At 61.9% G+C, this 21,353-nt stretch carries 22 protein-coding genes; 8 read left to right on the forward strand and 14 right to left on the reverse strand.

What is annotated here, in order from left to right:
- Positions 1–171: 171 nt before the first annotated feature.
- Both AC10V3_RS21955 and AC10V3_RS21960 read right to left on the reverse strand, forming a co-directional pair.
- Positions 172–396 (reverse strand): DUF2188 domain-containing protein, encoded by a 225-nt coding sequence (locus tag AC10V3_RS21955; protein ID WP_022537490.1) that lies wholly within the window; start codon positions 394–396, stop codon positions 172–174.
- A 253-nt stretch (positions 397–649) separates the two neighbouring features.
- A complete protein-coding gene (locus AC10V3_RS21960) occupies positions 650–886 on the reverse strand; it encodes a GDCCVxC domain-containing (seleno)protein (RefSeq protein ID WP_349607052.1) in 237 nt (78 codons plus the stop codon).
- Between the two features lie 152 nt (positions 887–1,038).
- Between AC10V3_RS21960 and AC10V3_RS21965 the strand changes: the two genes are divergently transcribed.
- From AC10V3_RS21965 to AC10V3_RS21975, 3 genes are all read left to right on the forward strand, one after another.
- Entirely contained in the window at positions 1,039–1,479 is a 441-nt protein-coding gene (locus tag AC10V3_RS21965) for a MerR family transcriptional regulator (RefSeq protein ID WP_022537491.1), read from the forward strand.
- A 71-nt stretch (positions 1,480–1,550) separates the two neighbouring features.
- Positions 1,551–2,558 (forward strand): bestrophin family protein, encoded by a 1,008-nt coding sequence (locus AC10V3_RS21970; protein ID WP_490924016.1) that lies wholly within the window; start codon positions 1,551–1,553, stop codon positions 2,556–2,558.
- Positions 2,559–2,882: 324 nt separating this feature from the next.
- Positions 2,883–3,260 carry a hypothetical protein gene (locus AC10V3_RS21975; RefSeq protein WP_022537493.1) on the forward strand — a complete coding sequence of 126 codons (378 nt, stop codon included), beginning with the start codon at positions 2,883–2,885 and terminating at the stop codon, positions 3,258–3,260.
- Between the two features lie 237 nt (positions 3,261–3,497).
- Here AC10V3_RS21975 and AC10V3_RS21980 read toward each other — a convergent pair whose 3' ends face one another.
- Complete coding sequence (locus AC10V3_RS21980) at positions 3,498–4,064, reverse strand: YbhB/YbcL family Raf kinase inhibitor-like protein (RefSeq protein WP_022537494.1); 567 nt, start codon at positions 4,062–4,064, stop codon at positions 3,498–3,500.
- Between the two features lie 688 nt (positions 4,065–4,752).
- Here AC10V3_RS21980 and AC10V3_RS21985 point away from each other — a divergent pair.
- Positions 4,753–5,133 (forward strand): hypothetical protein, encoded by a 381-nt coding sequence (locus AC10V3_RS21985; RefSeq protein ID WP_041681665.1) that lies wholly within the window; start codon positions 4,753–4,755, stop codon positions 5,131–5,133.
- A 218-nt stretch (positions 5,134–5,351) separates the two neighbouring features.
- Here AC10V3_RS21985 and AC10V3_RS21990 read toward each other — a convergent pair whose 3' ends face one another.
- The 6 genes from AC10V3_RS21990 to AC10V3_RS22015 form a co-directional block, all read right to left on the reverse strand.
- On the reverse strand, positions 5,352–6,269 hold the full coding sequence (locus AC10V3_RS21990; RefSeq protein ID WP_051369993.1) for a Bug family tripartite tricarboxylate transporter substrate binding protein: 918 nt from the start codon (positions 6,267–6,269) through the stop codon (positions 5,352–5,354).
- Positions 6,270–6,803: 534 nt separating this feature from the next.
- Positions 6,804–8,012, reverse strand: a complete 1,209-nt coding sequence (locus tag AC10V3_RS21995; protein WP_490924017.1) for an NAD(P)/FAD-dependent oxidoreductase — start codon at positions 8,010–8,012, stop codon at positions 6,804–6,806.
- A gap of 214 nt (positions 8,013–8,226) precedes the next feature.
- The gene (locus tag AC10V3_RS22000) at positions 8,227–8,631 is read right to left on the reverse strand and encodes a cupin domain-containing protein (protein WP_022537499.1); all 405 of its coding nucleotides are present in this window, start codon (positions 8,629–8,631) and stop codon (positions 8,227–8,229) included.
- A 4-nt stretch (positions 8,632–8,635) separates the two neighbouring features.
- Positions 8,636–9,115: a carboxymuconolactone decarboxylase family protein gene (locus tag AC10V3_RS22005; protein ID WP_022537500.1), complete on the reverse strand. Its 480-nt coding sequence runs from the start codon at positions 9,113–9,115 to the stop codon at positions 8,636–8,638.
- A gap of 186 nt (positions 9,116–9,301) precedes the next feature.
- Positions 9,302–10,054: an SDR family oxidoreductase gene (locus AC10V3_RS22010; protein ID WP_022537501.1), complete on the reverse strand. Its 753-nt coding sequence runs from the start codon at positions 10,052–10,054 to the stop codon at positions 9,302–9,304.
- A gap of 190 nt (positions 10,055–10,244) precedes the next feature.
- Positions 10,245–11,216 carry a GlxA family transcriptional regulator gene (locus tag AC10V3_RS22015; RefSeq protein ID WP_051369994.1) on the reverse strand — a complete coding sequence of 324 codons (972 nt, stop codon included), beginning with the start codon at positions 11,214–11,216 and terminating at the stop codon, positions 10,245–10,247.
- 749 nt (positions 11,217–11,965) lie between these two features.
- Here AC10V3_RS22015 and AC10V3_RS22020 point away from each other — a divergent pair.
- Complete coding sequence (locus AC10V3_RS22020) at positions 11,966–12,988, forward strand: LysR family transcriptional regulator (protein ID WP_022537503.1); 1,023 nt, start codon at positions 11,966–11,968, stop codon at positions 12,986–12,988.
- A 38-nt stretch (positions 12,989–13,026) separates the two neighbouring features.
- On the opposite strand, the gene AC10V3_RS22025 is transcribed toward AC10V3_RS22020, so the two are convergent.
- Positions 13,027–13,527: an Ohr family peroxiredoxin gene (locus tag AC10V3_RS22025; protein ID WP_022537504.1), complete on the reverse strand. Its 501-nt coding sequence runs from the start codon at positions 13,525–13,527 to the stop codon at positions 13,027–13,029.
- Between the two features lie 675 nt (positions 13,528–14,202).
- Here AC10V3_RS22025 and AC10V3_RS22030 point away from each other — a divergent pair.
- Positions 14,203–14,754 carry a lecithin retinol acyltransferase family protein gene (locus AC10V3_RS22030; protein ID WP_022537505.1) on the forward strand — a complete coding sequence of 184 codons (552 nt, stop codon included), beginning with the start codon at positions 14,203–14,205 and terminating at the stop codon, positions 14,752–14,754.
- A 75-nt stretch (positions 14,755–14,829) separates the two neighbouring features.
- Here the strand turns inward: AC10V3_RS22030 and AC10V3_RS22035 are convergent, their stop codons facing one another.
- From AC10V3_RS22035 to AC10V3_RS22050, 4 genes are all read right to left on the reverse strand, one after another.
- Positions 14,830–15,723: a tryptophan 2,3-dioxygenase gene (locus tag AC10V3_RS22035; protein ID WP_022537506.1), complete on the reverse strand. Its 894-nt coding sequence runs from the start codon at positions 15,721–15,723 to the stop codon at positions 14,830–14,832.
- 29 nt (positions 15,724–15,752) lie between these two features.
- The gene (locus AC10V3_RS22040) at positions 15,753–17,144 is read right to left on the reverse strand and encodes an amidase (RefSeq protein WP_041681667.1); all 1,392 of its coding nucleotides are present in this window, start codon (positions 17,142–17,144) and stop codon (positions 15,753–15,755) included.
- A complete protein-coding gene (locus tag AC10V3_RS22045) occupies positions 17,144–18,262 on the reverse strand; it encodes an iron-containing alcohol dehydrogenase (RefSeq protein WP_490924020.1) in 1,119 nt (372 codons plus the stop codon). Before AC10V3_RS22045 ends, AC10V3_RS22040 begins: the two co-directional genes overlap by 1 nt.
- A gap of 178 nt (positions 18,263–18,440) precedes the next feature.
- Positions 18,441–19,352 carry a LysR substrate-binding domain-containing protein gene (locus tag AC10V3_RS22050; RefSeq protein ID WP_454753526.1) on the reverse strand — a complete coding sequence of 304 codons (912 nt, stop codon included), beginning with the start codon at positions 19,350–19,352 and terminating at the stop codon, positions 18,441–18,443.
- Positions 19,353–19,626: 274 nt separating this feature from the next.
- Here AC10V3_RS22050 and AC10V3_RS22055 point away from each other — a divergent pair, with 274 nt between their 5' ends.
- On the forward strand, positions 19,627–20,310 hold the full coding sequence (locus tag AC10V3_RS22055; protein WP_022537510.1) for a nitroreductase: 684 nt from the start codon (positions 19,627–19,629) through the stop codon (positions 20,308–20,310).
- Positions 20,311–20,390: 80 nt separating this feature from the next.
- A complete protein-coding gene (locus AC10V3_RS22060; RefSeq protein ID WP_022537511.1) occupies positions 20,391–21,341 on the forward strand; it encodes a ring-cleaving dioxygenase in 951 nt (316 codons plus the stop codon).
- The last annotated feature ends 12 nt before the right edge of the window (positions 21,342–21,353 follow it).

A 21,353-nucleotide genomic window follows, 5' to 3' on the forward strand; every position in this document is an offset into this window, starting at 1 on the left:
AGAGCGATGGGGGCCGACTGCGGCCAACTGAGTGGAGGGCGCCGGTCGGCGCTTCCCGACCCCTACGGACGTTCGCACGCCCACTCTGCGAACGACCGAAGCTTCGGTCAACGCGGCCATTGGCCAATTTTGGACTGATTGGCGGAATTTTTCCGGCGGGCTAGTGCGGCGTCACCGCTGCGGCTCCCGTTGCTTGTCGCCGCACGCGTTGTGCAAGTGCACATCCCCGTCGTGACGATGTATGTGCAATTCGGCGTTCTCTCGCCTGGCCACGTCCCAACCCGCAGCGATTGCCGCTTCCATGGTCGGAAATCTCTGGGCCATTATATTGAGTTCGCCGAACTCCAATGCCCAACCATGTTCTGCGGGCAGAACGCGAATGATCCGCGATTGCATAATGACCCCTCTCTAAATTTTTCCCGCGACGTGTAACGGGCGTCGCCGCGTACTGTCGAGCAAAAACACGTTCCCGCGGACAAGCGTGGCTGGGTAAGAGCTGGTCATCCGGGAGAAGCCGCATCGAGGGTACGTCATGCATCGCTGTGCCTGCGCCGGCAACAGAAGAGCTACCATTTCGTCCACTGATCTCGTTGATCGCGCCCGTCGAATTCTGGCCTGGAACAGCAATGGCCTGCGTGAGTGATGCGATTCAGCGAGAAGTCCCAGACGTCGGCGAACAGCACGAGCAAGACTGTTGCTGCATGGGCGGGCACCTTTCGGTGCCATACGAGCAGAAGACGCAGCAGTCACCGGCCTTGGGCCTTAGTACCGCGTGGCAGCGCTCGCACTCATAGCACCACTGGCAGGCATCAATGGGCATAGTTTCTTCTTTTGCATGCGCGCACTTGGGGCAGGTGATGATTGACTGCAGCTTGACGGCGCTCATCATTTTCCTTTGCCATCACTGCCGATGGGCAGTAGACGGTCACCGTGCCTGGCGACCTGATCCCCGGCGTTGCCCATCGAAATGCAATTCGCCCTTCCCTTATGTGCGGTTTAGGAATAGCCTAGGTCCGTACCAAGGTACGGAGTCAAGCGATGGAGCACACACTGACAATCGGGAAGCTGGCCAAGGCGGCTGGTGTTGGCGTGGAGACGGTACGCTACTACCATCGGTGCGGGCTGCTGCCGGTGCCAGAGCGTGCCTATGGCGCCATTCGCCAGTATTCGCAACAGAGCTTGCAGCGGCTTCATTTCATTCGCCAGGCCCAGTCGCTCGGGTTCACCCTGGATGAAGTCCGAGTACTGCTGCGACAGAACGATGGCGGCACGTGCAGCACAGCCCGCGCACTGGCCGAGCAAAAGCTCAGTCTTGTGGAGGAAAGATTGAAGGATTTGCGACGATTGCGAGCGGAACTGAAGAATCTCATTGGGCAATGCCACGCCAATGGCAATGAGGCTTCTTGCCCCTTGATTGACACCTTGTCTGCCAACATGAGATCAGAGAACGCTCGCGACGCTCCATTTCGGCGTCGGTGAACGAGGTCCGCTGACTGAGACGGTTCGGCCGTTCTCCCTGCGACTTGCCACACCGCCGCGAGATGCGCACCATGCACCTGGGAAAATCGTACACATTATCCGAGTTCACGTTCTGGTCGAGACGGCAACTTTATGCTTCGCTGGCATGCGGTTCGCTGCCCGTTGTCCTTTATCAGTTCTTCGGGCTGAAATGGCTGTCGATCCCGGTCTCGGTTGTGGTGCTGCTGGGCACCGCCACGTCATTCATCGTGGGTTTCCGGAACGTGCAGACCTACAGCAGGGCCTTGGAGGCACAGCAGATCTGGACTGATATCCTGAATGGCAGCCGGTTTCTGGGTGTGATGAGCCGGGACCTTCTGGCAGGGCAGGCGGCCGGGCGGGAACTGATTCTCCGGCATTGCGCGTGGCTGACGGCGCTCCGCTATCAACTGAGAACCCCAAGGATCTGGGAAAATGCGGGCAAGGTATCCAACTTGGAGTACCGGAAGTACTACCGGGTCCCAGAATGGGAGACTCCATTGGAACAGGCGCTTGCGCGGTATCTGCCCCAGGCCGAGCTCGACTCGGTTTTGCACGCCGAGATCAAGACAACCCGGTTGCTCGGAACGCAGTCAGCGAGGATCAAGTGGTTGCTTGACGCCGGCGAAATCAGCAATGCCTTCTATTTGGAGCTGGCAGGATCGCTCAGGGGCTTCTTCGCGCAGCAAGGACGGGCGGAGCGTATCAAGGACTTTCCGTATCCCAGGCAATATGCGGTCATCAATAAGCTCTTTGTCCGTACCTTTTGCCTGCTGCTGCCTTTTGGCATTCTTACGGAGTTCGAAAAGCTCAATGCCAACGTTTCAGGCATCATGCATGGCAACATGATCTGGCTGGTCATTCCATTCAGCACGATGATCTCGTGGATGTACCTCGCGCTGGAGCAAGTGGGCGAAAGCACGGAGAACCCGTTCGAAGGAAACGCCAATGATGTGCCCATGGCACAGATCTGCCGGAAGATCGAACACGAACTCATGGACATGCTTGGCGAGAAGCGCGATTTCCCCGCGCCAACGGCCGAGCACGGTATTGTCCTCTAGACCATTCAAGCGAGATGGCCATATCGGGTCGCGATGGCTGACGAGGGGTTCGCGCTCTGAGACATCTGATAATCGCGATGTTCGTCACGGCCACAAATGCCGCGGGCCAGGCCATCTATTAATGTCGAAGCGCCACGGGGCATGTCACGTTGCAGGATGCCTCGTGCCAGAACGACGCAAAGACTGAGGTGGTGAGGAAATCCAGTGGCAAACATAATGCCAGCGTCGACCCTGAAGGCAACTAGTGTTCAAGTGCGACGCGTGTCGCACTTGAACACTATCCCCGGGAGCGCTTCACGCAAGGGGCGGTGATGGATATCTCCTTTGAACGGCGAGTCAGTCGCGCTGTCAGCGCGAACCGCAGTCGATTTCGATAGTGCCGGCGTCGAGATATCGGTTTTCCACGATATGCTGAACCCCACTGCGTGGCAACTGATGGCTGCGCGGCAGTATCGCAACCGACGGGCCTGCTCCTGGTCGCCGGCAGCCAGGGGGAGAGTTCGGGAGCCATGGGTGCATCAACTCGGCGATGCCCTGGCGGCGGGCATTGCGCCGGCCCCGATGCGCGCAATGGCTGGCGACCTGGCCGTGGTGGCCCTGGGGGTCAACGTGCAAGGCGATCCGGCGCTAGCCCAATGGCGCCATGGCAGCGGCGATAGCATCGTTTGCCATAGGCGCATGCCAATGAACACGGTGCCGTAGAATTTTCAAACATAAAGCTCGTATGTCGCCCCATGGTGGCGCAGCAGACGGCAAGTGGTCCCGTTGCCACCGTCCGGCACTCAGAGCGATCTGGCCTGGAAGGGGTGCAGTATCTCGTCGGTAGAAAATGACGTTAGCTGACCAGCAGCACACCTGCCGCCTGCTATCGATTTACAGACGTTCGCACATACTTCCATGCGCGACTGAAGTTCGGCCGAAGCGGAAGCTCCGGGCCCTTCACCGCCCAAACCGTCCGACAAAGCTCTGGGCCTCCAGGGCATGCCCCTTGAGCAGAGCCATCAGTTCGTCGCGCGTCATGCCAGGAGGCAGGTTCGGCTCCAGATCCGTCGCGATGACCGTAACGACGTAATGGTGGGGCGTCTCGCCGGTTGGCGCGCAGGGACCGCGGTACGCCGCCTCGCCACGCACGTTCTTGCCGACTGCGATGCCAGGCCCGTCCGCCTTGCCTTCGCCTTCCTTCAGCTGACCGCGATTCGCGGCAATGTTGTAGGCGACCCAATGCGAGACCCCGAGACCGGCGGCGCCGTCCATGTCATACATCAGGATGGCGACGGACTTTGCGCCCGCGGGAAGCTTCGACCACGAGACCTGCGGCGACACGCCCTTGCCACCGCAGGGCTTCTGGTCGCCGCCAATGCCATCATGCGCATACAGCGAAGCGATCGTGGCTCCCTCGGCGTACGAAGTGGACGACACCTGCATGCCGATGGCGTTGGCGTTGCCGATGCACAGGCACATCAACGCCCCGGCTAGCGGAGCGGAAACTGCGCTAGCGATTGTCATTCGAATCCTCCAGGAAGGGTCGGGTGGCGAGCGAACCGGCTCGCCTGCGGGCCTGGCGGCAAGACTCGGGGAAATCGGCAAAGGGCCGATTTCCCTCGCTTTCTTGACGCGATCCTGATTAACAGCCTATTCCTATGCCCGACGGCAGGATTGCCGCGCGCAGCCTCCAATAGCAAGGATAGGGCAGTGCCTTGCCATAGGAGTGACGGGTTGCGCTGGTGTGATTTGCGGGCCGCCTTGGCGCACGTCCTTAAGTGCACCAAGTCGGCTGCGAGGGCGGGCGCATTCGATGCTGGGACTTCTCCCAGCGGCATTGAATGAGTGCACCAATTTCGTGCCTGCTTTGCCGTCACGACGACGGCAAACAACGAGATCCATTCGCTCCCGGCCAGCAGGGCGAGTCGCCTGCAGTCCAACGGTCAGCGGAAACTGCCGGGCCGGTACCAACACCGCACCAATCCCGCCACACCGGCGTCAGCAATCGGCTTGGCCTGGCGGGGCCCGCCGGCCGTCGATCGCCGCGCCCCATGCCGCGCCCCATGCCGCGCCCCATGCCGCGTCCGCATGCCAACGCCGCGTCGTAATGTCATGCAGGGACTGTAAGCTGCACATTTGGCAAGGCCTGGCCGAAAACTTGCTAGGTCAATGCAGAAGGTCGTAAGGCGACAGGCATCCGTTGGGAGGATCTATGCAGCATGCACGCATCACTGCGCACAGGGGGATTCTGGTCGTCGAGCTGTTACCTGGCCAGGCGAACGGGGAAGGCACCTCGACCAACAAGCTCCGCAATCTGGCCACGGTCATTCATGACACAGGACGGCACCTAGGTGTTTCAGAGGAAGCACTGGCGCTGCTGAAGATGGTGAAGCGCGGCCTTGACTGCATCGGCGACTTTGCCTGGTTCAGTAGTGACGACGGGAGAGATCATTTTGCGTGGTTGGGAGGCCCGAAGCGGCTGGTGAATCCCACGGCAGTGGCGGCTGCTCGAAGCTACGCGATTCTTGCGCACCGGGTCATTCCGAACGAGGTGCCCGAGGGCGCCAGGATGGCCATCGAGGCGAACTTCTGAGTGCCAAGCACCTTGGTCGCGGCCTCGTCGCTGGGTCCTTTCTGAAAGCAGTCGCTGCAACCGATCGGCGGCCTGCCGGGCCCGCGATGGTTCATGCGTGCAAGCGTGCCAGCGCCGCCGGGTAGCACGAGGCTCTCGCTCTCAAGAAAGGCAGCCATGAACACCAGCTCGTCTATGCCTTCGGCGTAATCGCCGCCGCGCTCTGAACCAATGGGCCCTCAATCGGCCGTTGCTCCCGACCGCTTCACTACCGTCGCCCATTTCCGAATCTCGCTATCCACAAACTTTCCCGTCTCAACCGGCGTCATCGGCATCGGCTCCGAACCTCGGTCGGTAATGAACTTGTGCAGATCAGGCGATTGCAGCGCCTTCACCGTCTCCGCATTGAGTTGCTTGACGATAGCCGGCGGCGTGCCCGCGGGCGCCATTATCACCGCCCATCCAAGCGCTTCGAAACCCGGTACGCCTTCTTCACGCACAGTCGGCACCGACTGCAACTGCGGCACACGCTTTGACGTTGTTACGGCCAGCGGCACGGCCTTGTTGGTCTGGATCAGCGGCATCGCGGCGGTGACGGAATCGACCATCAGCGGAATCTGGTTGCCCAGGAAGTCCGCCTGCGCGGGGCCGCTGCCCTTGTAGGGAATATGCACGATAAACACGCCGGTCTGTGCCTTGAGCATTTCTGCAGAGAGGTGCTGGGTGCCGCCGATGCCGGCGCTGGCGTAGCTGTACTTGCCCGGTGCGGCTTTGGCTTTGGCGATCAGGTCGCGCAATGACGTGAAGCCCGATTGCGGCGTGGCCAGGAAGATCAACGGCACCGAGAACACACCCGAGATCGGCGCGAAGTCCTGGCGTGGATCGTAGTTAACCTTCTTGTAAAGCGTCTGGTTGATGGCCATTGCGCTGCCGCCCATGACAAGCGTGTAGCCATCGGCCGGGGCTTTCGCAGCCACTTCCATGCCGATGTTGCCGCCGGCACCGGCGCGGTTTTCCACCACGATTGACTGACCGAGCTGCTTGCCAAGCTTCTCGGCCAGGGCGCGTGCAAAGATGTCAGTGGCCTGTCCGGGCGGGAACGGCACGATCAGCTTGATGGGGCGGTCCGGATAGCTGGCGTGGGCGGTGCTGGACATGGCGAGCAGCAGCGCAACCAAGTGGTTCCTCGACGGCTTCAATGGAATCTCCTCAAATGATTGTCGATGACGTGACGTCTCTCGATGGCGTCTTCAGGTGAGATTCTACGCCCGCGCTTATTACCAATTCGAACTGCATGAGAGGGGCTGTGCTTCCTTAGTACTTCTTGCGTGCGCCCATCACGGTGCCAAAACTGATTGGCCCGGGAACAGCGCGCACGCGGCCAACGCCTGACAGATGACTTCAGGACGCAGGGACGAACGCGCTCTCACGGGGGGCTGGCTTGCGCCCGTGTGGCAACGAGGTAATACGGGAAGTTGGGGATCTGCCTGCTGTAACCTGGCCGGTGCCCCGGGTGGTGGGAGTACGCCGCCCGGGCTGCTGACTTGTGACGATCCGGTAAAGCGGCTTGCCGATCCACGGCCCTTTCAGCGGCACGCGAACGGCGATTGCCTCGATGCCAGACGGAGGGCAAGAAAAAACCGACGCCCCGGAGGGGAAGGCGTCGGCCAACAGGGAGAAAGCAGAACGTCTTATTCGTAGCTGATATGCGGATTGCCTGCCGCAAGCGCCTGCTCGCGATCGGGAGCAGGCGGGTAGATCCATTGTGTGTTGATCATCTGCTTGCGCGCCTTGCCTTCCGCGTGGGTCAGCTTGACCTGCCGGTCCCAGCCTTCGGTATAGACCGCGCCCCACGCGCCCAGATCCAGGCAGGTGGCATAGAAAGGCTGGCGGTACTCGATGGTCGGGATGCCAAGCAGGTCGGCGGCAACGTTATAGCCGGCGAATCGGCCCATGAACAGCGCGTGCTGGCACGACATCAGCGAGTAGTGCTCCTCGTCGTCGGTAAGTGCCCGCACCACGTCGCCTGCGGCAAAGATGTCCTTCGCACCGGTCACGCGAAGATCGCCAGTCACTTCCATGCGGCCCTGGCGATCAACGTTCGGCGATACCTGCGCGGTCAATCCGCTGGCCACCATGCCGCCCGTCCAGATGACGGTGTTGGCGTCGATGCGCTCGCCGGTAGCTGTGACGACCCCGCCGGCATCCACCGACACCACGCCCGCGCCTACGCGGGTTTCGATGCCGAGATGATTCAGTGCCTCGATGACCGCCGGCCGCGGACCGGCGCCCAGATCCGGAGCGACGGCGTCCGAGCGCTCCACGATGATGATGCGCGGGCGGACGTTTTCGCCGAGGACGGTACGGAGATGCTCCGGCAGTTCCGTTGCCGCTTCAAGCCCCGTGAATCCACCGCCCACGACAACGAAGGTATTGCGGGCCGCAGTGTCCGGCTTCGAAGCCAGGCTTTCCAGGTGCTCGCGCAGCTCGACGGCGTCGCCGAGCTGGTCCACGGCCAATGCATGCTCGGCCAGGCCGGGCAGTGGCGGACGGAACAGGCGGCTGCCGCTGGTCAGGACCAGACGGTCGTAGTTGACGGATTTCGTCTCGCCGCCCGCCGTGGTGACATCCACGCAGTGGTCCGCGGGATGGATACGCTCGACCGTGCCTTCAATGAAGTTCACGTTGACGGCATCCAGCAACGGCAGGAACGGCACCGCCATCTGCTCGGGATTGACTTCATACAGGCGCGGCCGTACGTGAAGCTCGGGGTAGGGCGACACCAGCGTGATTTCGACATCCGAGCCGGCTTCGCGCTCCATATCGATGACACGCGCCGCACCGAGCGCTGCCCAAAGCCCGGCAAAACCGCCGCCAACAATCAGGATATTTCGTTTCATAGTGGTTACCTCTCTTCTTACGCTGGATACTGCCGGCCTCAGAGGCGCGGCAGCCGATTTCGACTGGCAGAGGGCGGCCGCCGGCCGCGGGTCACGCGCGGACCGATGGATCGCAACTCTGGAAAACAGCGGGCGCGGCAAGAACATGCAGTGGCGCCGTTCTTGCCGGCAGGATGGCGGGCACCGGCGTTGCCGGTGCCTGAATGGGCCGCGGCTACTTCACCGGCGTCAGGATCGGTGCGCCCTTGTTCTTGATCAGGAACACGACAAACTTTGCCGGCTGCGTCTTGCTGGCATTGCGCCCGACGGTGTGGATATCGTTGGGGCCTTCGTGGAAGGTATCGCCCGGTTTGAGCGTCACTTCCTTTCCGCCCTTGAGGCCCATGATGATGCTGCCCTCGAGCACATAGACCAGGGCGTGCGCGTCATGGCGATGCACGGGATCGGCAGCGCCCGGCGCGTACTCCACGACGATCATCTCGGCTTCCTTCCCCGGATACTCGGGCAACGGCTCCGTGCGCAGCTGCTTGACACTCACATCCGGTGAGGCGACTGCCGGCGGTGCAACCATCAGGCACGACACGATCAGGGTTGCTGCAATGGAAACGACCGTCTTCATGGCATCACTCCAGATTGGCCTTGTCGAGCCCGAACATCTTGTCCAAGGAACCAGGCACCGTGCGGAACGCCACGTTCAGGCGGTTCCAGGTATTGATCGCCCCCACGAGGAACGTGAGATCCGACAGCTCCTTCTCGCTGTACTGGGTGCGCACGCGCTCATAGATGTCGTCGGGCACGCCATGGCCGGGAAGGTTGGTCAGCACCTCGGTCCAGGCCAGCGCGGCGCGTTCGCGCGGCGAGAACAGCGTCGACTCGCGCCAGATCGCCACGTGGTGCAGGCGCAATTCGCGCTCGCCGTGGATCTTTGCCGTCTTGATATGCATGTCGACGCAGAACGCGCAGCCGTTGAGCTGCGATGCGCGAATCTCGACGAGTTCGCGAATGGGCTCCTCAATGGTGGTCTTCTGGAACAGCCCGCCGAACTCTACGAGCTTCTTGACCAGTTCCGGGGATTGCTGAAAGTAGTTTACGCGTTGCGTCATGACATCTCCTGATGGGCTGATCGGGGTGGTGTTCACCGAACCTGCGCTGCAGTGCTTGCCGCAGGAACGGCTTGGGGTGAATCCTAGACTTCGGTACGGCATGCCGGTAGTACCGCCAAGGTGCCCACGTTGTTGTCACGTCGGCACCAATCGCCGCGTCATGCATCGCCGTGGCTGGGCACCGGACTATTTTTGTTGCGATTGACTCAGCCATGCCTCGAAGCCGATGCGCCCGAGGCGCGCCTTGCCTTCCGGTACGAGCGTATTCTCCTGAAGCTCGGCACCGAAGTAGCGCGTAGAAGGATCGGCCGCTACGGTCCGGGAGTCGCCAATCGCCTTGAGATAACGTTGAACGAGGGCGCTCATCTGGAATTTCTCCGGCCCGGCGATCTCGACGATGCCGTTGACCGGATCGGCAACCGCGCTGTCGGCCACGGCGTGCGCGACGTCATCCGAAGCGATCGGCTGGATCATTGCGGGAGAGAGTCGTACGGTGTCGCCTTCCGCAGCGGATTGCGTGATGCCGCCGAGAAATTCCATGAACTGCGTCGAGCGGACGATCGTATAGGGAATGCCGGCATTCCGGATCAGCGCCTCCTGGGCAATCTTGGCGCGGAAGTAGCCGCTCTGCGAGAGCTTGTCGGTGCCGACAACGGACAACGCGACATGGTGGGAGACGCCCGCCTCCTTCTCGGCTGCCGCCAGGTTGCGGCCCGACGTCTCGAAGAAGTTCAGGACGGCGTTGTCTTCAAACGAAGGGGAGTTCGCGACATCCACCACGACCTGCGCGCCGGCCAGCGCTCCCGCCAGGCCTTCGCCCGTCAACGCGTTGACGCCGGTTTGCGGTGCGGCGGCGACCACGTCATGGCCCTGTGCGGCGAGTCGCGCCACAACCTTCTTGCCGATCAGACCGGTACCGCCAATGACAACAATCTTCATGATGCCTCTCCAGGTGGAAGGTGGAAGAATCCACGAGACCATGGTAGGTAAAGTGGTGTCCCCGCGCCAGATCGACTCGGAACGCACGGTGTTTCCTGTTTGGCATCAATCCGGATGCGGGGCAGCTGCCTGCTTGTCGTCGATGGGGAGAATGCGAGTGGGTAAGGCTGTGTGGCGGGAAGCCGTGGACCTAGCGATTCACCTTCAACCGGTATTCGCTGGGAGAAAGCCCAAAGTGTCTTTGAAATGTCACCCGCATCCGCTCTTCGCTGCCAAAGCCGCACTCACGCGCGATCTGGTCGACCGGCCGGGTCTGGTCCTGCAACAATCGGCGGGCGGCTTCCACCCGGAAATGCTCGACGCCTTTGGCGGGCGTGCGCCCGGTCTTCTGCTTGTAGACCCGCGCAAAGTTCCGCGGGCTCATGCCTACGTGGTCCGCAAGCTGCTCGACGGAAAGCTCTTCCCTGGACAGGTTCTGGATGATCCAGAGATGCAGCGTCTCGAAGACCGGCACCTGCCGGCTTTGCGTGATGAGGATCTCGCTGAGCTGGGGCTGCGCCCCGGGCCGCTTCATAAAGACCGCAAGTTCCTTCGCTGTACTCAGCGCAACCTCGTGGCCATAGTCGGCCTCCACCATGGCAAGCGCGAGATCGATGCCAGTGGTGACGCCGGCCGAGGTCCAGAGATTCTCTTGCTGCACGAAGATGGCTTCTGGGTCCAGGTCTACCGTGGGAAACAGTGCGCGAAAATGGTCTTGCATCTGCCAATGGGTCGTAGCGCGCTTGCCGTCGAGCAATCCCGCGTAGGCCAGCAGGAATGCACCGCTGCATACCGAGGCGACGCGCCGGACTTCGCGGGGAACGGTGCGCAGCCACTCGATCAGCGACGCGGAGTTCTTCGCGACCTGGATGATGTTCGCGGAGCCCGGGACAACGACCGTGTCGATGCTTCGCATGTCGAAGGATGCTATGGCCGCGGTCTGCAGCGTCGTCCCTTCCATCGCCGCGACCGTGCCGCCAGACAGGCTGGCGGTATGACAGCGGTAGCCGGGCATGCCTCGCTCCCGCGCGTAGTTCGACGCAGCCCAGAACACCGTCTGGGGGCCAGCGAGATCGAGCAGGCTCACATCTGGATAGGCCACGAAGAGAATATTACGTGGCATGACTGGCCTCGGCACGGCGCGATGCCGCGCGATGGTCACCCCGCCGGGACCGGGCCGGCCGACGCGCACCATCGGTTCGGGCGCTCGCCGGACTGCGAGAGAGTATGGAAGACAATGAGGTCATGGATCGAATCCGGTGCTTCCGCGCATGATCAAGGCATGCGCCTGGCAAGCTGCATCGTGCTCTGCCGGAAGTCGCCGTCGCGACAGGGCGTAGGGAGTGAGTCTAGATACCCCCGATACAAGGGGTCAAGACGGCAGGGTGGGCGGCTGCGTTTCCATTTACGCACCAATCGCCGATCAGATCCGCGAGGGCGCGCAGAGCGGGGCTGGCAGTCTGGCAGAAAATTTGGGAACGCTGTCATTTACGACGCATGAGGGCGTTATTAACATCCAAGACTCGTCGGCAAGTGGGTGAGCGGTTGGGGCCGGCGTCAGTCAATTGCGAGATGCCAGGCACGCATTTTGCCGAAGTGGCTCTCGGCAGGCCGGCCTGTGAGCACGAACCCCCTTTCGTCTGACTCAACGTGACAGCTGCGCAACCAACAGGCATTCGGCCTGGCCCCGGTAAACACCATGGCTGCGAATGTCGATGTTGATCCTGCACTGCAGCGCAGCAGCCTCGTCTCCGAAGCTCATTCACCCACAAGGAGACGCCCGTAGTAGTCAGGAGGGCGCGCGACGGCCTGTGCTGCGTACGCAGCGGAGGAAACCCGGTCGAACATCGGAAATCTGTGGGAACACCAGAAATGGATCAATCGGACACATCGGAGAATGGCTTCCGTCTCACCTTGCCGAATCGCGCTGATGCGTTGTCTACGAGCTTTGCAGCAAGCTATGCAGGGATCATGGCGTTCATGGCCGTTGCCAGCGAGCGCAGCTTCGCCAAGGCCGGCGAGCGCCTTGGCATCGGCCGTTCGGCGGTGAGCAGGAATGTCCAGAAGCTCGAAGCGCAGCTGAGTACCCGGCTGCTGCTGCGCACTACGCGCACCACGCAACTGACCCGCGAAGGTGAACGCTTCTTCGAGAACTGCCACCAGGGTGTCACGCATCTGGTGGAGGCCATGAACGACATGCTCGAGCTTCGCCAGGGCCCGCCACGCGGCCTGGTCCGCATCAGCGCGACGGTAGGCTTCGGCAGGAAGGTCGTTGCGCCTTTGCTGGCAAAGTTCGTGGAAGCCTACCCCGACATCGACGTCGATCTGCTGCTCGACGACCGGCTGACTGACTTTACTACCGAGCAGATCGACGTCGCGTTCCGCAATGGCCGCATCGAGGATTCCAGCATCATTGCCAAGCAGCTGATTCCGATGCAAATGGCACTTTGCGCTGCCCCGTCCTATGTGGAAGCGCATGGCCTGCCGCAAACGCTGGAGGACCTGAGCCTGCATGAGTGCATCAACTTCCGCATTCCGAACGGCCGGGTATTCGAATGGGAGTTCAAGGTCGACGGTCAGGTACGGAAATACCATCCGAAGGCCCGGCTCGCGTTCAACGACTCGGACCTGGTCTTGCGGGCGGTGCTGCAGGGACGGGGCATCGCGCAGATGCCCGGCTATCAGATCTGCGACCACATCGCGGCCGATGAGCTTGTTGTGGCTCTGGCGAAGCATGCCCCAGACGATCGCGGGCACTACATCTGCTACCTGAGCCGGCAACACCTGCCGACCCGCATTCGCGTCTTCATTGACTTCATGACGGAGGAGATCCGCACCCTCGATTTGCAGTGTCTGAGCGACTTCCAGGACAAAAAGGGAACTGACAGCGCTTGACCACTCCGATCCGCACGTTCTCGCCAAAGTAGCCTTCCCTAGTCGACAACAGCCACGATATTGACAGTCCCTTGCCTGGCCATCTTCGCATACGGACATAGGCGCTCCGCATTTCGAACCAGCTCTTCTGCCACGTTTCGCTCAACGCCCGGCATCCGGACCCGGATATCGATGATCAATGCGTAGCCTCCATCCATTGGATCACGGCCAAACGCAACCTCTGCCTCGACAGTGGTGTCGTTGATCTCCCTGTTGATACGCTTTCCGAGCAAATTCAGCGCCCCGTGAAAGCAAGCCGCAAAGGCCGCGGCGAACAACTGCTCGGGATTGGTCCCGCTGCCAGGTCCTCCGAGTTCCGTGGGCAGGCGCAGATCCACATCGAGATTTCCGTCATCCGAACGGGCCACGCCAGACGCGCGGCCGTGTCCCGTCTGGCCGCCGGAAACGGTGACCGTCGTTGTGTACAAGGGCTCGAAATCCCGGCCCCGATACCTGTCGAGGAGGGAAACCGGCGGAGCTTGCAGCTTCTCGTTGTCCATCATGCACCTCGAACGTTGAGGAGACTTCGGGATAACCCAAGTTAATATTAGGCCACTGCGGATCGTGGCGGTAGCGCCGGGGAAGGACTCAGGGTGTTTCCGGTTTTGCACCAATCCAGAAGGCGGATGAAGCTGGAGTATCCATGACGCTCGGAGGTGTGGATTCACGACTGGCGATGGCCGTGCGCATTGTTGTCGCGACGGAAACGGCGAGTGGTCGGATGCATATCTACTCCGCCAGGGACCCGGGACCTACTATGCCGACATGCAACGCAGCTCGACCGAATGAGTTGACGAGTCGTTGAGTCCGTTATGGGAGAGCAATCATGTTTCGTCTCGGACCTCTGTTCTGGTTAGCAAGCTGGATCATGCTGGTAGCGGCCAATGTCGGGCTTGCCATGGCAGCCGCGCTCAGCGGCTTGATCTGAAATCCAATATCCGCCCCCAAATCGCGATCCATTTTTGCCAGCGAATCCGTGCCTGACTGTCATTTAGTCGGCGCCGGCGGGTGAACGTAAGCCAACCGTGATGCAGTGAGCACTTTTCCTGGGAGGAACCTCCTCGGAGGCACTCGTTTTGCCTTCAGACAGGGGGAAGGATCATTTGCGCGCCGATGGGTTTATCCATGAGGTTCACCAGCGGTACTTACATCGCTTTTAAGAATAGTGGCACGCCATGGAAACTCTGTTTATTGATTGGCACACGACTTCGCCAGAGTTGGACAGCACGGAACGTACGATCGAAGCTGGTGCCCATCTTATTAGCGAGCGGGATGGCTACACCCACCACGGCATTTATGTGGGAGATGGGCAGGTCATTCACTACGGGGGCTTTGATCATTCGGCAAAACGGCGCCCCATAGAATACATAGCGTTGCGCGCCTTCGCGGCAGGAAGGGTTATAAAAATCAAGTCCGAGCCGGATGCCGTTTATGCCGGAATCGATGTGGTGGAGAGGGCGAAGGCCCGCCTTGGCGAAGACCAATATCAGTTCCTGACCAATAACTGCGAACACTTTTGCACATGGTGTGTGTCAGGTGTCGGGCGGAGCGAGCAGGTACGCCAGTGCTTATGGAATCCATGGGTAGGCATCAAGACGCTGTTAGCGCTCGCCAGGGCGAAAGTACATGCTTTCCGGGATCGCGCAAGGCGAGTTCGCCGGCATCGCCACGGCTTACCGCTGTTGGTGGCAGCGTTTTCAAGCGCTCCGCGAAGGCAACGGGCGTGATCCCGCCCGCCGGTAATCAATGCAACGTTTCCGGCGGGCTCCTTCATAGCCGTGAGAAGGCTGGCTTAGCAGGAATCAGCCTTCCTTTTTGATATGGTGCGGGCAGCCTGCGGGCGGTTCGCCGATGAACCCCCTGGCCGACCACAACTCGGGAAACGGGAGTTCGTCCAGCGTTGGCTTCAGCCAGGCAATGCCTTCGGTGCCAAAGTAGGCAGGTCGGGCGCCGAAGGTACGGCGAGTGGCCATCAGATGACGGAACTTCCAGGTCGTAAAGGCTTCGGCGATATCCGCCAGCGTTTCGCCGAGTTGGACCAACCCGGCATTGCCTGCCTGGTCGGCGTAGATGGTTCGCCATACCTGTTCGACTTCCTCTTGCGGCACGTATGGCTCGCTCAGGCTTCGGGTCAGCAACGTCTCCGGAAGCTTCATGCCTGCGCGGGACAAGTACGCCAGCACGTCGTCGTAAAGACTCGGCTCGGACAATGCATTGTTCAGCAGGGCCCGGCGCTCCGGCTGGGGGACAAAGTGCTGGAGATGCTCGGCCTGCTTGATCCCCAGCAAGTACACCATGTGCCGGTATGTCCAGCCCTGGAGCGCCGTGTCCTGGCCATGCCGGGCGCCGACACGCGACAGGATGGAAAGCAGATCGGTTGGCGTCATCCAGGCGATCGAGCGCCATGTGGCATTGAGCGGTTCATGGTGGGCAACGACACGCAGCAGCGCGCGCTGCGCTTCGATGAGATTGTTCGCGCGCAAGTGGGCCTGCGCCGCCTGGATCTCCCGGATGATCAGCATCCAGCAGAGTTCAGAGATCTGGGCGACGACGATGAATCCATACTCGCCGGGATGGTCGCTGACCGGGCGCTGCAGTGTGTGCAGCGCTTCGGTCTGCAGCCAGGAACTGTACGGCGTGTGTCCGGTCGCGCTTTCGATGGACGGGTCGTTTGCTGTCGCTTGTGCTTGTTGCATGTTGTACTCCTCCGGGTTGGCAATGCTCTTCAGGCGTTGTTGGTGACGGAACTGGCATCGGGCTGGAGCATGCGCTCCATTTCCAGGGCGATTTTCAAAAGCGCGCCGTCGTCACCGGGGTGGGCAACGATCTGCATGGCCGCGGGCAGCATGCCCCTGGTGGAGAACAAGGGGATGGAGATGGCAGGAAAGCCCGCGATATTGAACGGCGAGGTATAGCTCATCAGTGCCTGGCGGACCGTACCGGACCACCCGTCGATGGCAATGTCGCTGGCGTCCAGCGCCGGTGCCAGGCACGGGCAGGTGGGCAACACCAGGTAGTCCAGCGTTGCCATCCTCGCCTCGAGCCGGCGTCTCAGCCCGTGCCGCGTTTGCTGGGCGCCGGCATAGTCCCGCACCACCATGCCCTTTGCCAGGTCCAGGCGCTGCCGGGTCTCCTGGCTGTAGTGTCCGGCAATGCGGGCCTCGTCGTTTCGCCTGAAGTGTTCGATGCTGCCTTCGGTCAGGACGATGGATGCGAACGCGTCGTAGACACCATCAAACAGGTCCGCCGAGTCTACGGACTCGCACGCGAATATCTTCCGGAGTGTCTCGATGGCATTGGCGAATGCCGCGGAAACCGCCGGTTCGGCCGGCACCGGCGGAATGCCCTCCATGACGCCGAGCCGCGCTGACAGCCAGACGTCGCTTTCGGGAATGGCAATGTCGAAGGCCTCGGCAAGCACCGTGATGTCGTCGACGCCCTGTCCGAGGATGCCCGGATGGTCCAGCGAGGGCGCCAGCGGAAAGATGCCGCGCGTGGAAAGTGTGCCCAGTGTCGGCTTGAAGCCCGCGACCCCGCAAAGGGCGGCGGGAATCCGCACCGAGCCGCCGGTATCGGTGCCAAGCCCTGCCGCAACCACGCCGGCGGCGATGGCCGCGGCGGCACCGCCGCTGGATCCGCCCGGAATCAGTCGCTTGTCCAGGGGATTCAGGGTGTCTCCGAAGGCGACACTGGAAGTTGTTACCCCCCAGGCGAACTCATGGGTCGTGGTCTTGCCGATAATGATCGCGCCCTTGTCCACGAGCGCCTTGACAACGTCGGCGTCGGCGTTCGGAACGTGACCCATGTAGGCCAGGGAGCCGTAGCGTGTCTCGATGCCTCTGGTATCGATCAGGTCCTTGACCGCTACCGGCAGGCCTTCCAACGGCCTCGGCCGGCCTGCCGCGTAGCGCCTGTCGCTTTCCGCGGCAGCCTTGAGGGCGCGGTCCCAGTCAATGACCGAGAAGGCATTGAAATCCTTCTTGCTGGCTTCGGCCCGGGCAAGCGCCAGTTCCGTCAGTGCATAGGCCGTCGTACGTCCCCTGCCAAGGTTCGCGAGCGTCTCGCGAAGCCCCACGGCTGGCGCCGATGCGCTGGACGGTCCGTAGTCTTTTTCCATCACCACAGGCTCTCCAGGAAGCCATGGAGCGTCGCGCCATGGCCATCGCCCAGATCGCCGACTTCGTTCCTATAGTTTTGCTGCAGCAAAGCGGCGACTTGCGGCAGCTGTGCGCGGTCGAAGTCCAGCGCGCGAAGCCGGTCTGGAAGTCCGAGGTGCTCCACCACATTGGAGATCCTGTCGGCCAGCAGTGCCGCAGCGTTGCTGGTGGCGTGGCCGCGGCAGAAAACCTGGAGCTTGTCGCCGTAGCATTCCGCGCAGGCCCGCAGGACCGGGGCGAGGGTAATGCAGGAGGTGATGCTGTGTGGCAGGCCGAAGGTTCCACCCAGGATGTGCCCGATGCGGTGGCTCAGGCCATAGATGACCGATGCGGGAAAGAAGTAGGACTGCCAGGCGGCAAGCTGGAGTTGCAGCAGGTCATCGGTGCTGGCATGCCCTTCGCGCAGCGCCCGCTGCGTATCGAGTTGCTGCGGCCATTTCTCCAGCACGGCAAAGAAGCGCTCCACGCCAGCCGCCGCCAGGATGGCGTGCGGGTGGTCCACGGTGACCTGGCGCATGCCTTCCACGGCATGATCGATGCCCTTGATTGCCGAGGACAGCAGCAATTCACGCGGGGTGTTGAGCAGGAGCTTCGGGTCGAGCACAACGACTTTCGGCACCGTCTCCCGCACGGCATAGCTTCGCTTGAACGGCTGGGGTCCCGTGGTCTCGGTGATGCCGAAATAGTGCGAGAACTCGGAGCCCGACAACGTGGTCGGAAAGGCGGCGATGGCCAGGTGGCGGCCGGTCTCCTGATGGTGGAGATGGGAGACAGCCTTCGCGGCGTCAATCACGGAGCCGCCGCCCAGGGCGATGATCGAGTCCGCACCGGCATGCAGGCACGCCCCCAGCGCGCGACGCACCCCGAAATCCGGCGCATGCGGCGGCAGGTCGGTAAAGACGCCGACGCCTCCCTTCACGTGCGCCTGCAGGTGTTGCGCGTGGAAGTCCCGCAGCGGCTCGACGGTAAAGGTCAGCGGGCGCCGGATGCCGTGCTGGTCGAGCGACGCGACAGCCGTCGGAAGTATGTCGTGGCCCCAGAAGATCGCGTCTTGTGGCAGGCAGTTCAGCTGGTTCATGTATTCCACTCCAGGGTGACGTTGCGGTTGGCTTATCCCTGGTTGGAAACGATAGTTGATCTGCCCGGCATTGGAAGCTGGCTGGCGCCGAACGCAGCGTCCATGAATATGGAACGCCGCGGCGGGCCACAGCGGGCGTGGCCCGCGTACCGTTGGAGGGGAAGGAGGTCGTGCCGGGTCAGCGGCCGTCGAACGCGATGACCTTGGGCAGCTCTATGGCGAGGAAATCGACCAGCGACCGCACCGCGGGAAGCAGGCCGGTCCGATAGGGAATCAGGGCGGAGATGCGCGCATCCGCGGCGATCCAGCCCGGCAGTATTTGCCGCAGCATGCCGGACTGCAGCTCGGCGCGGCAGATATACCCGGGCAGGGCTGCTACGCCAATGTTGGCGCAGGCAGCCTCCTTCACGGACATCATGCTGTTGCTCTGGAATCGTGGCTCGATCGGGATGGTGACGAGCCTGCCGTCGGGGCCGTGCAATTGCCACTGCGGCGGCCCTTTGCGCACCGCCGAGACGATGGCATGGGTTGCCAGTTGCTCCGGTTCCTCCAGGGGTGGCATCCGTTCGAGGTAGTCGGCACCCGCAAACAGGCACCACGGCGCCCTGGCAATGGGCCGTTGCACCAGGTTGGAATCCTGCAGTGCCGAGGTATGCCCGCGGATTGCCAGGTCGAAGCCCTCGCCGACGACGTCGACGAGCCTGTCCGTGGCAAATTCCACGATGCTGACCTTGGGATTGCTGCTCAGGAACGTCGGCAGGATCTCGCGCAGCGCAAACTGCGCAAGCTCGACCGCTACCGTCACGCGAATGATGCCGCTGGGTTCCACAAGCCTCTGGCGCATCGCCTGTTCCGCGACATCGGCGCTCTGCAACACGGCGACAGCGTACTGGTAGAACTCCGCGCCCACGTCGGTCACGGCGAACTGTCGCGAGGTCCGGTTGATCAGGCGCACGCCCAGCGACGCCTCCAGTTCTTTGACCCTGTGACTCAACGTCGACTTGGGCATTCCCAGGCTGTTACCGGCAGAGGTGAAGCCACCGCGGTCGACCACTTGCACGAAGTAATAAATGTCTTTCAGGTCCAGCATCAGGCGGCCTTGGTAGCGGTTGGTCCGATCGTGTGTGTCCATCGCATGGTACTGCATGGGGTACGCGCGGTGCCATGGTCCGGCACCGCCATCGACCGCCATTGCCATGCCTTCCGCCAGCGCACCCCTCGGCCGTACAGAAGACAGTGCGCCCGTTCCGCGCGCCTGGGCCAGCCGATCGTTCGCGTCCCTTGAACCCAGCGTACAAGCACCAGGCCTTCTCAAATGAAATGGAGCGACTAAGCTCTGTTCCATTAAAAGAGGAGACATGAAGATGGATGCAGCTGTTGTTGTCGACGCGCTGATCCGCGGGCGCCAGACCAAACGCGGTTTTCTCGATCAGGCGGTGCCCCTCGACACCGTGCGCGAGATTCTTTCCGTGGCGAAGTACGCGCCGAGTTCGAGCAATACCCAGCCCTGGCGCTGCTACATCGTCGTCGGCAAGGCCAGGGACCGGATCGTCGAGGCCGCGGTCGAGGCATACCGGGCCGACCCGGAAGACCTGGCGCCCGAATACCCCTTCTTTCCCAACCCACTGCACGAGCCTTACGCGGAACGCTTTAACACCTTCCGTGGCCAACTCGGCGATGCACAGGGTGTCCACAGGAGCGACAAGGTCGGACGCAGGCGCGATGTGGAGCGCCAGTTCAGGTTCTTTGACGCGCCCATCGGCATCATCTTCACGATGGACCGGCGCCTGGAGCGGGCCAGCTTCATCTGCTACGGCTGCTTCCTGCAGAGCATCATGCTGGCCGCCCGGGCCAGGGGCCTGGATACCTGTCCACAGCAGATCTGGTCGCTGCAGTTCCCCGTGCTGCGGGAGCATCTGGACATCCCTGAAACCGAGATGGTCATCGCAGGGATGTCGCTCGGCTACGCCGACGACAGCCTGCCAGAGAACAACATGCGCATGCACAAGCTCGAGCTTGATGAATTCGTATCGGTCGTCGAAGCGTGATGCGACAGAAGTGCCGATGCATTCCCTGACGGCAGATGCCGTGTCTTTTCACATCCCTCAACCTTGAGCGGGAGATTTAAATGTCGATTATCAAAGGATTTCATCACCTGACGGCCGGTGTCAGCGGCGCGCAGGAAGACGTGGATTTCTATGTCAAGCTGCTCGGACAGAGCCTGGTGAAGAAGACCGTGCTGCTCGATGGCGAAGACCCGATCTACCACCTCTACTACGGCAACGCCAATGGCGATCCCGGTACCCTGGTGACCTCGTTTCCCTTCAGGCAAAAGGGCGTGAAGGCCAGGCCCGGATCCGGACAGGTTCGCGTCATCAACTACTCGGTACCGCGTGACTCGCTGGATTTCTGGCGAGACCGGTTCCGTGCGCATGGGGTGTCGTATGCCCAGGACGTGACCGAGCGCTTTGGCGAAAGGCGGCAGCGGTTCTTCCACCCCTGCGGCATTGAATTCGACCTCGTGGAAACGGATCAGGATGCGCGGCCCGCCTGTGCGGCAGACGATATTCCCGATGGGGTGGCGATTCGCGGCGTGCACAGCGTCACGCTGTCGCTGCGCGAGGTCGCCGAATCGATCATCTTCATGACCGATGCACTCGATTTTCGCCATGTCGGTGACGCCGGTCCATACCATCGTTTCGAGACCAGCACGGGTGGCCCGGGCATGGTGGTTGAGTTTCTGCATGAGCCCGAGCGTCACCAGGGCTCGTCCATCTATGGCGAGGGTACCGTCCATCACGTGGCCTTTGCCGTCGACAATATGGACCAGCAGATGATCCTGAAGGAGCGGTTCATGGCAATGGGCCATATCGATACGTCCGAGTCGGTCCATCGGAACTACTTCCGCTCCATGTACTTCAAGATGCCAGGCGGTGTGATGTTCGAAGCGACAACGACCGACATCGGCTTCGCGATCGATGAGGAGCCCGGACACTTTGGCGAGGAGTTCCAGGTGCCGCCCTGGCTGAAAAGCCGCAAGGACGAGTTGCTCGGCCGGCTTGAGCCGATCGCCGTGTAAGCCCCCGACACA

The organism is Cupriavidus sp. PB-02 (assembly GCF_058252315.1).